At 37.1% G+C, this 7,567-nt stretch carries 7 protein-coding genes; 5 read left to right on the top strand and 2 right to left on the bottom strand.

Going from position 1 to position 7,567, the window contains the following annotated elements; genetic code table 11:
* On the bottom strand, positions 1-268 hold a 268-nt coding region (locus B2906_RS13555; protein ID WP_286940386.1), incomplete at its 3' end, for a helix-turn-helix domain-containing protein.
* A gap of 597 nt (positions 269-865) precedes the next feature.
* A complete protein-coding gene (locus tag B2906_RS13550; protein WP_144605312.1) occupies positions 866-1,309 on the bottom strand; it encodes a DoxX family protein in 444 nt (147 codons plus the stop codon).
* Positions 1,310-1,752: 443 nt separating this feature from the next.
* Between B2906_RS13550 and B2906_RS13545 the strand changes: the two genes are divergently transcribed.
* From B2906_RS13545 to B2906_RS13525, 5 genes are all read left to right on the top strand, one after another.
* Positions 1,753-2,589, top strand: a complete 837-nt coding sequence (locus B2906_RS13545; RefSeq protein ID WP_219959359.1) for an alpha/beta hydrolase — start codon at positions 1,753-1,755, stop codon at positions 2,587-2,589.
* Positions 2,590-2,692: 103 nt separating this feature from the next.
* On the top strand, positions 2,693-3,193 hold the full coding sequence (locus B2906_RS13540) for a hypothetical protein (RefSeq protein WP_219959358.1): 501 nt from the start codon (positions 2,693-2,695) through the stop codon (positions 3,191-3,193).
* Positions 3,190-5,010, top strand: coding sequence for a M64 family metallopeptidase (locus B2906_RS13535; RefSeq protein WP_255590673.1), 1,821 nt, complete (start codon positions 3,190-3,192; stop codon positions 5,008-5,010). The genes B2906_RS13540 and B2906_RS13535 overlap by 4 nt, the downstream gene beginning before the upstream one ends.
* A gap of 356 nt (positions 5,011-5,366) precedes the next feature.
* Positions 5,367-6,065 (top strand): response regulator transcription factor, encoded by a 699-nt coding sequence (locus B2906_RS13530; protein ID WP_219959356.1) that lies wholly within the window; start codon positions 5,367-5,369, stop codon positions 6,063-6,065.
* Positions 6,066-6,077: 12 nt separating this feature from the next.
* On the top strand, positions 6,078-7,526 hold the full coding sequence (locus tag B2906_RS13525; RefSeq protein WP_219959355.1) for a sensor histidine kinase: 1,449 nt from the start codon (positions 6,078-6,080) through the stop codon (positions 7,524-7,526).
* The last annotated feature ends 41 nt before the right edge of the window (positions 7,527-7,567 follow it).

The raw sequence follows: 7,567 nt of genomic DNA, 5'->3' as shown, positions 1-7,567 counted from the left end.
AGATTCTGCTCTGCTCCTTCATTGCCTCGGTAAACCGTCGGTGTTTGGGTTTGTATTTATGGCGTTCTTGAGCCCGGTTCATTGCTATACGAGCTGAGTAATTTCCTGCACTACGTCCCCGTTTTCCGGTGTTTCTTTTCAGTTCCCTGCTGATGGTACTTTTGTGTACGCCTACCCGACGAGCTATCGCAGTCTGATTGAATCCCTCTTTGTTTAAAACCTCGATTTGATATTTTTGCTCCAGGCTGAGCTGATTGAATTTTTGCATGTCAACACTAATTTAATTATTCAGCCTAAGGAAAGGAAGCCTAGGCTTCCTTTCCTTAAACTAGTAGTGTTGTATTTATCGCTTGAAACTAGGTCCTTAAAATTTTGAAGTAGAAAACTAATTATTTTTGACAGTGGTGATATTTCTACAATTAAAATTAATTATGTTTTTGCCGTGTTTACCAAGGAGAAAAAAGCTAGTATTGAAAAAATGAAAATTAAAATACTTGAAAAAATACAATTTATAGTATTCCTTCAAATTTAAAATTTCATTATTAAATTTTTTTGAAAATCAAAAGGTTAAATGGAATAATAAGTTGATGAGTTATTAGGTGAGCTGAAATTTTGAAAGCCCTATTAATCAATTGAATATCATTGAGTTATGAGTTTTTGTCCAAATCCTGTCACCCCGGTACTGAAAGTTCAATGAAAAGTCGATGATTAGCATGTCTTGATTCTGGTCAGAGAGGTCGTCCTGACAAAGTCAGGATCACTTCGACAATTGGCTTTAATACAGTTTTTCTATAAAAGACAAAAAATCAAAAAAGGCAGTCGTTCTGACTGCCTTCTTTTCTTGATAAATAGTAAAAGAAATTTTTTACCAATTCGGATGCTTTTTCATCCAATAGTCTAGAGATACTCTTCCTGATCCGTAAAAGAGAAAAACAAAAAGCAGAATCAATACAATTAGGGAAAGTTCAAATTCCAAGTTGTTGGAAACAGAGAGAAATCCCTGCTCTATGTTGACGAAAAACACAGCTACAAAGAGAATGGGTAACTGAAAAATAATCGCAAATCGAGTTACCAAACCAAGCGCGATCAATAAGCCGCCAACCAAATGTGCAAAAGCTACATAATGAGCCAAAGCAAGATTAAAAAACTGTAGTTCACTATTTTTCATAATCTCTAACAAAGCTCCGGTATTAGAGATAAATAAAATTCCTTTATAAAGAATAAAAAGTCCAAGAGCGATTCTAATGAAGTCTAACCAGCTGGGATGATGTGTGTCAGCCCAATGCTGAATTTTGCCTGAAGTTTCCATAGCTTTTTGGGTTTGTGTAATAAAATTTACAAAAAAATAAAAACATAAACAATTGAAAAATAAGAAGATATGGACTTTTAATTTGGCTTTAAAACAAAAAAAAGAAAGCCCCACCACAGGGCTTTCTAAAGTAATGTCGGGATCAACTAAACTAAGAGAAAAGCCTTACTCTCCGTATGAGCAGTAGGATTTTTCTTTGACATTACCCATTCACATACACGAGATTCGGGATGAGGGTTTAGTTTAGTTTCAGCTTTGTGATCTTTGGGTAAATTACCTGTTTATCGGTCGTTTTTCAGGATCAAAACTCTATTTAGTTTAATTATAAAAATGCCCTTAATCCTGTTTAAATCAAGTTTTTAAAGGTATTTAATTTTATCTTTCGTTGTTTTCAAAGGTAATTTAATTACCTTTTATTCCTAAGTCCTAATATCCTTTGGTATATGCAGCATCTTGAAACATCTTATACTGCTCCTGATGGAGTAAAACTCTATTTACAAGCCTGGATGTCGGGAGCTCCTATAGCTTCCTTACTTTTGATCCATGGTTTGGGAGAGCATAGCGCCAGATATCAAAGCTTGGTTGAGGGCTTGGTAAATTTAGGTGTCTCTGTTTTTACATTTGATGGAAGGGGGCATGGGCAGTCTTCGCGGGATAAGCCAACTGCTTATTTTGATTCCTACGAAACTTATCTGGAAGATATTCATGCCTTGTATGGAAAAGTGAAAGCCTATGTGCCTGGAGTGCCTTCCTTTATTTTTGGGCACAGTATGGGTGGGGGATTGGCAGTTGCTTATGCGCTTAAATTTCAACCGGAAACCCAGGGAATAATCCTTTCAGCCCCAGCAATCAAAGAAGCCGAGGGAACTTTTGCCATCCTGATCGCTATTTCTGGGATTTTAAATAAAATTTTACCCAAACTTCCTGCACTAGCTTTGGATATAAGTGGGATATCCAGAATTCCTGAGGAAGTGGAAAAATATAAAAAGGACCCATTGGTATTTCAGGGAAAAATCCCTGTTCGGACAGGTTACGAACTACTTCAAATGATGCGGTTTATCCAGGGCAATGCTGAAAAATTTAACTTCCCTTTTTTGGTCATGCATGGCACTGCCGACCGCTTAACAAATCCAGAAGGCTCCAAATTGCTTTTTGAAAAATCTCCTTCAAAAGATAAGACCATTGAAATATTGGAAGGAGCTTATCATGAATTGCTCAATGATCTGGATAGGGAGAAGGTTTTGGAGATGATTTTGGAGTGGCTTGAAAAGAGGATATAATTAAAGTTAATTTAAGTTCTGGATTAAAATATTTATGGATTTTAATTTATTAACAGCTATTTCATTTTAAACTTAGGTTTTAATTTGTCTTATTGTTGTTCCGATGCGTAAACTGTTAAGTCTTATATTCATTTTTTCTGTTTTGGCCTGCAAAAGCAAGGTTAATTTACCTGAAGGAAAGCAAGAAGAGGTTTTGGAAGTACCCTCTGAATCAACTCCCGAAATCTTAATTTTGTCCTTACGAATTAATTCAAAAGATTCAGTGAAAATCATTAATACCTTGACCAATGTTGGAAGGCTCAGGGGTAACTTGGATACACCATTGGATTATAATGAAGAGGATTTAAGAGTCTCATTCTTGTCGAAAGATGGGAATGTTTGTGCCCAAAAAATTATCCCTAACCCTTTAATGAAAAGGTATGAATATGCCGCAGGAGATTCTTTAAATATTTTAACCTCTAAGTCAGTAGAGGTGGAGCAGGAAGAATTTTATGTTCGGATTCAGTGGGATGAATGTTTTGAGCTAGTTAGTGTGGATAAATTTTACTCAGGTGAATGGAGAAATTTGAATTTATTACAACTCGATAAACCTAAAATTCAATGAAAAAGTGGCTCTCCATTTCATTAATCATATATTTTTCTATTCAGGCATTATGCTTTTCTCAGGTTTTTCCCATAGAAATACTAAAACAAAGTGGGTCACCAGAAAAAGTGATTAATCTGGTAATTCTAGGTGACGGTTATACCTTGGAGCAACAAGATAAATTTTTGGAAGATGCTTCACGAAATATTTCGGAGATGTTTAAACTTGAACCGTGGAAATCCAAAGAAATGATGTTTAATGTTTACGCGGTTAAAATTGTATCTAATGTATCTGGAGCAGCTACAAGTCCCAATGAACCCATAGATAATTACTTTGGAAGCTCTTATAATACTTCCAATATTGAGCGCTTGTTAACTCCAACCAAGATCAATAAAGTATATTCGGTACTTAATTCCACAATTCCTTTTTTTGATATAGCGCTCCTCATGGTCAATGATCAGCGATACGGAGGTGCAGGAGGAGCTATAGCAACTTTTTCTACTCACCCAGATGCCGTACAAATTATGGTTCATGAAATGGGCCATACTTTCTCAAAGCTTTCTGATGAATATTGGGTTGGAGATTCTTATGCTAGAGAATCCCCGAATATGACAACAAACAATAATCCTGGAACAATACGATGGAGCTCTTTTTTAAACCAAAATGGTGTGGGGATTTTCCCTCATCAGGAATCACCCAGCTGGTATCGACCTCACCAAAATTGCTTGATGAGATTTTTAGGTAGGCCTTTTTGTAGTGTTTGCGAAAATGAGACTTTAAGGATTATAGATCAAGTGACAAAGTCGGAACCACTTTTAAGTCCTGTAGCTTTTTTTGGAGCAGATAAATTGGAAATTTATACGAATGAAAAAGTGAGATTTTTTGATTTAACAAGTCAAGAACCTGAAAGCTGGGCTTGGACTTTTGAAGGGGGAGATCCAAGTTCTAGTACTAGTAAAAATCCAATAGTTAGCTACCAAGAAGAAGGAATTTATTCGGTTACATTGACGAGTAGTAATTCAGTAGGATCTAATTCAATTTCCCGAACTCAATTTATTAAGGTCAAAAAAACAGACGATATTCCACCTACTTTGAAGGTGAAGAATATTGAAGTGGAACTTGATGAAAGTGGGAAAGTTCAAATTTCAGCCAGTGATGTAAATAACGGAACATTTGACAATGTTGCAATAAAGGCGTTGTCTATTTCAAAAAGTTACTTTGATTGTACTGATCTCGGTGAAAATCCAATATTTTTCAAAGCTATTGATGTTAGCGGGAATTCAGATAGCACGGAAGTATTGGTCAATGTTCTAGATAGGTTATCTCCAATAGTAAGAGTCAAGAATTTAGATATTTTTCTCAATGAGGATGGGAAGGCCAGTATTTCTCCAAACGATATAAATGATGGCTCTTATGATAATTGTGAAATAGCTACTTATGCTCTTTCAAAAGACAGTTTTGATATCAAAGATCAAGGTATTAATAATGTGGAACTGATCGTCACAGATTTTAGCGGAAACCAAAGCCGTGGAATGGCGATAGTAAAAGTAGATATATTATTAAGTTTAGATGGTAATGAGAAAAATGGGAAAATAACCCTATTTCCAAATCCAAGTAGTGGGAAAGTTCATATTTCCTATCTTAAAACTATTGATCCTGGTCTATATAAAATTGAAATTATCGATAGTAAAGGAACAATAGTAAAAGAGATAGTTGATTTTCAGAAGGTAAATAATGAAATATTTCTTGACATGGAGGGCTTAAGTTCGGGTACGTATTTGTTAAGGCTAAAATCTTTGAATGGAGTGGAAGTCATTAAATTTCTAATAAATAATTGATTCAAATAGACTTCCCTCATTTGAATGAATTTTGGTGTCACAGTTAGTTTTTTGTCTTATAAATTAATTACAATCTCATTTAAACTTTTAATCAGCTACCTATTGAAGTGGCGAAGGTTATCTAAACTGATATATCAGTTCTAAATGATAAGACCATTGAAATTTTGGAAGGCGCTCATCATGAATTGCTCAATGATCTGGATAGGGAGAAGGTTTTGGAGATGATTTTGGGGTAGGTGAAAAATAGGATTTGAAATAAAGATTGAATTTTTGAAAGTTTCCCTCGATTAAGAATTTTCAGCCTTGTGATACTTTCGTGATCTTTTGGGATTATTTTTCAGCCTAGCAGTGTATCTATGAAAAAAATACTTGTTGTAGAAGATGACCCGAACATCAATGAACTCCTCCAACTTCACCTAAAGGATGAGGGCTATGCAGTGGAAGTAGCTGATCATGGTGGAAAGGGATTTGAAAGAGCCAATAAAGGAGAATTCGACCTCTTAATTTTGGATGTGATGCTTCCTGAGATGAATGGAATACAGATCTGTCAGCGACTCCGTGCTTTGGAAATTTTCACCCCAATTCTGATGCTGACAGCCAAGTCAGAGGAAATAGATAAAGTCATGGGTCTTGAGTCAGGAGCAGATGATTATCTGACCAAACCCTTCAAAATCCGGGAATTTTTGGCTCGGGTCAAAGCTATTCTTCGAAGACAGGAGCTCCAGCTTTTAGCATTGAAAAAAGAAAAAACGCTCATTTCACAGGGACTTTTGGAAATCGATGTAGAAAAACGAAAGGTACAATTCGATCAAAAAAGGGTAGAATTGACTCCCAAGGAATTTGACCTTTTGTATCTCATGGCAAAAAATCCCGGAAGAAGCTACTCAAGAGGGGAGCTGCTGGAATTGATTTGGGGATATGATTTCAGTGGATATGAACATACAGTTAATGCTCATATCAACCGGCTTCGATCCAAAATCGAATCAGATCCCAACAATCCTTCCTACATCTTGACCACTTGGGGCGTAGGTTATCGCTTCAATGACGAACTCTAATCCCCGAAAATCATGAAAAGTCTTTATTGGAGATTATCGCTTTCCTTTATCCTGGTTTTACTTCTGGTTGGTGCCTCCTATATTCTGATAACCACCAAAAATGCCCAGCGGTATTTTCAGGAAACTACCCAAAAACTCAATGCGGAAGTTGCTTCTTATTTAATCAAGGAAGTCAATCCCTTTCAGGATGGTAAAATCAACGAAGAGGCCTTAGTAGTGATTATGCATTCCATGATGGCCGTCAATCCTGGAATTGAGGTGTATTTGTTGAATCCGAAAGGGGAGATTTTATCCTATGTGGTGTTGGATCAATTGGTCAAGTTAAAGGCTGTTGATATCGCACCAGTGGAACAGTTTATATCTGAAGGAGGCAGTGAATTTGTGCTGGGAGATGATCCTCGAAATCCCGGAACGACATCAGTGTTTTCCGCGGCGCCGGTTTATGAAAATGGGGAACTCCAAGGCTATGTTTACATCACTTTGGAAAGTGAAAAATTCGATGCCATCAGCTCTGATTTATTAGGTTCGTATTGGCTAGGGTTGACGCTGAATTCCATCCTCATTACCTTGATCGTAGGGCTATTAATCGGCTTGGTTTTGATAGCTTGGTGGACTAGACACCTTCGAAAAGTAGTCGTGGCTGTGGAAGCTTTCAAAGAAGGAGATTTGCAGTCCAGAGTGCCCCAGTCTACCTCCAATTCTGATTTGGCATTGCTAGGCAAAACCTTCAATTCCATGGCAGATACCATTCTGGATAATATTGAGGAACTCAAAAATGTAGATGCGCTTCGTCGGGAATTGATTGCCAATGTATCCCATGATCTGCGAAATCCTCTGGCGATTATCAATGGCTATGTGGAAACCCTTCAAATTCGGGATGAAAAGCTGACCCCGGATGAAAAACGAAGTTACTACAAAATAATTCTCAACTCGGTTGATAAATTGACCAAACTGGTAACGGATCTATTTGACCTTTCCAAATTGGAGTCTGGACAGATGCAGGTTAAAAAGGAGAAGCTGAAAATCCAGGAATTGCTGGTAGATTCCAGTTTGAAATACGAACTCTTAGCCCAATCCAAAGACATTTCTATCAGTTCTAGTATCTGTGCGAATTTGCCAGTTGTGGAGGCTGATTTGTATTTGATTGATCGGGTAATTCAGAATCTACTGGATAATGCGGTAAAGTACACACCGGATCATGGTCACATCGAATTGGAGGCCTGTAGCGCACCAGGAGGAGTGAAAATACGGGTAAAAAACTCCGGTGAAGGCATTCCAAAGGAAGATTTGGAGTCCATTTTTGATCGATACTATAAGGTAGACAAGGACATGAAGGGGATTGAAGGCTCAGGACTTGGTTTGGCTATTGTTCGAAAAATTCTGGAAATCCATGGTTCTAAAATCCATATTTCATCTGACTCCGAGAGTTACACGGAATTTGAATTCGTGCTGCCTGCCTAAAGCTTTTTCATCAAAAATTAAAAAGAGGCTGTCTCAAAAGT

Origin of the sequence: Algoriphagus sp. UBA3586 (assembly GCF_002376385.1) — a bacterium.
In the GTDB taxonomy this organism is placed as follows: Bacteria; Bacteroidota; Bacteroidia; order Cytophagales; family Cyclobacteriaceae; genus Algoriphagus; species Algoriphagus ornithinivorans.
This window is presented reverse-complemented; position numbering and strand designations above follow the sequence as displayed.

Excerpts from the sequence above, each read along its gene's own strand:
- B2906_RS13550 (WP_144605312.1), bottom strand. The coding sequence starts at position 1,309 with ATGGAAACTTCAGGCAAAATTCAGCATTGGGCTGACACACATCATCCC.
- B2906_RS13545 (WP_219959359.1), top strand. The coding sequence starts at position 1,753 with ATGCAGCATCTTGAAACATCTTATACTGCTCCTGATGGAGTAAAACTC.
- B2906_RS13540 (WP_219959358.1), top strand. The coding sequence starts at position 2,693 with ATGCGTAAACTGTTAAGTCTTATATTCATTTTTTCTGTTTTGGCCTGC.
- B2906_RS13535 (WP_255590673.1), top strand. The coding sequence starts at position 3,190 with ATGAAAAAGTGGCTCTCCATTTCATTAATCATATATTTTTCTATTCAG.
- B2906_RS13530 (WP_219959356.1), top strand. The coding sequence starts at position 5,367 with ATGAAAAAAATACTTGTTGTAGAAGATGACCCGAACATCAATGAACTC.
- B2906_RS13525 (WP_219959355.1), top strand. The coding sequence starts at position 6,078 with ATGAAAAGTCTTTATTGGAGATTATCGCTTTCCTTTATCCTGGTTTTA.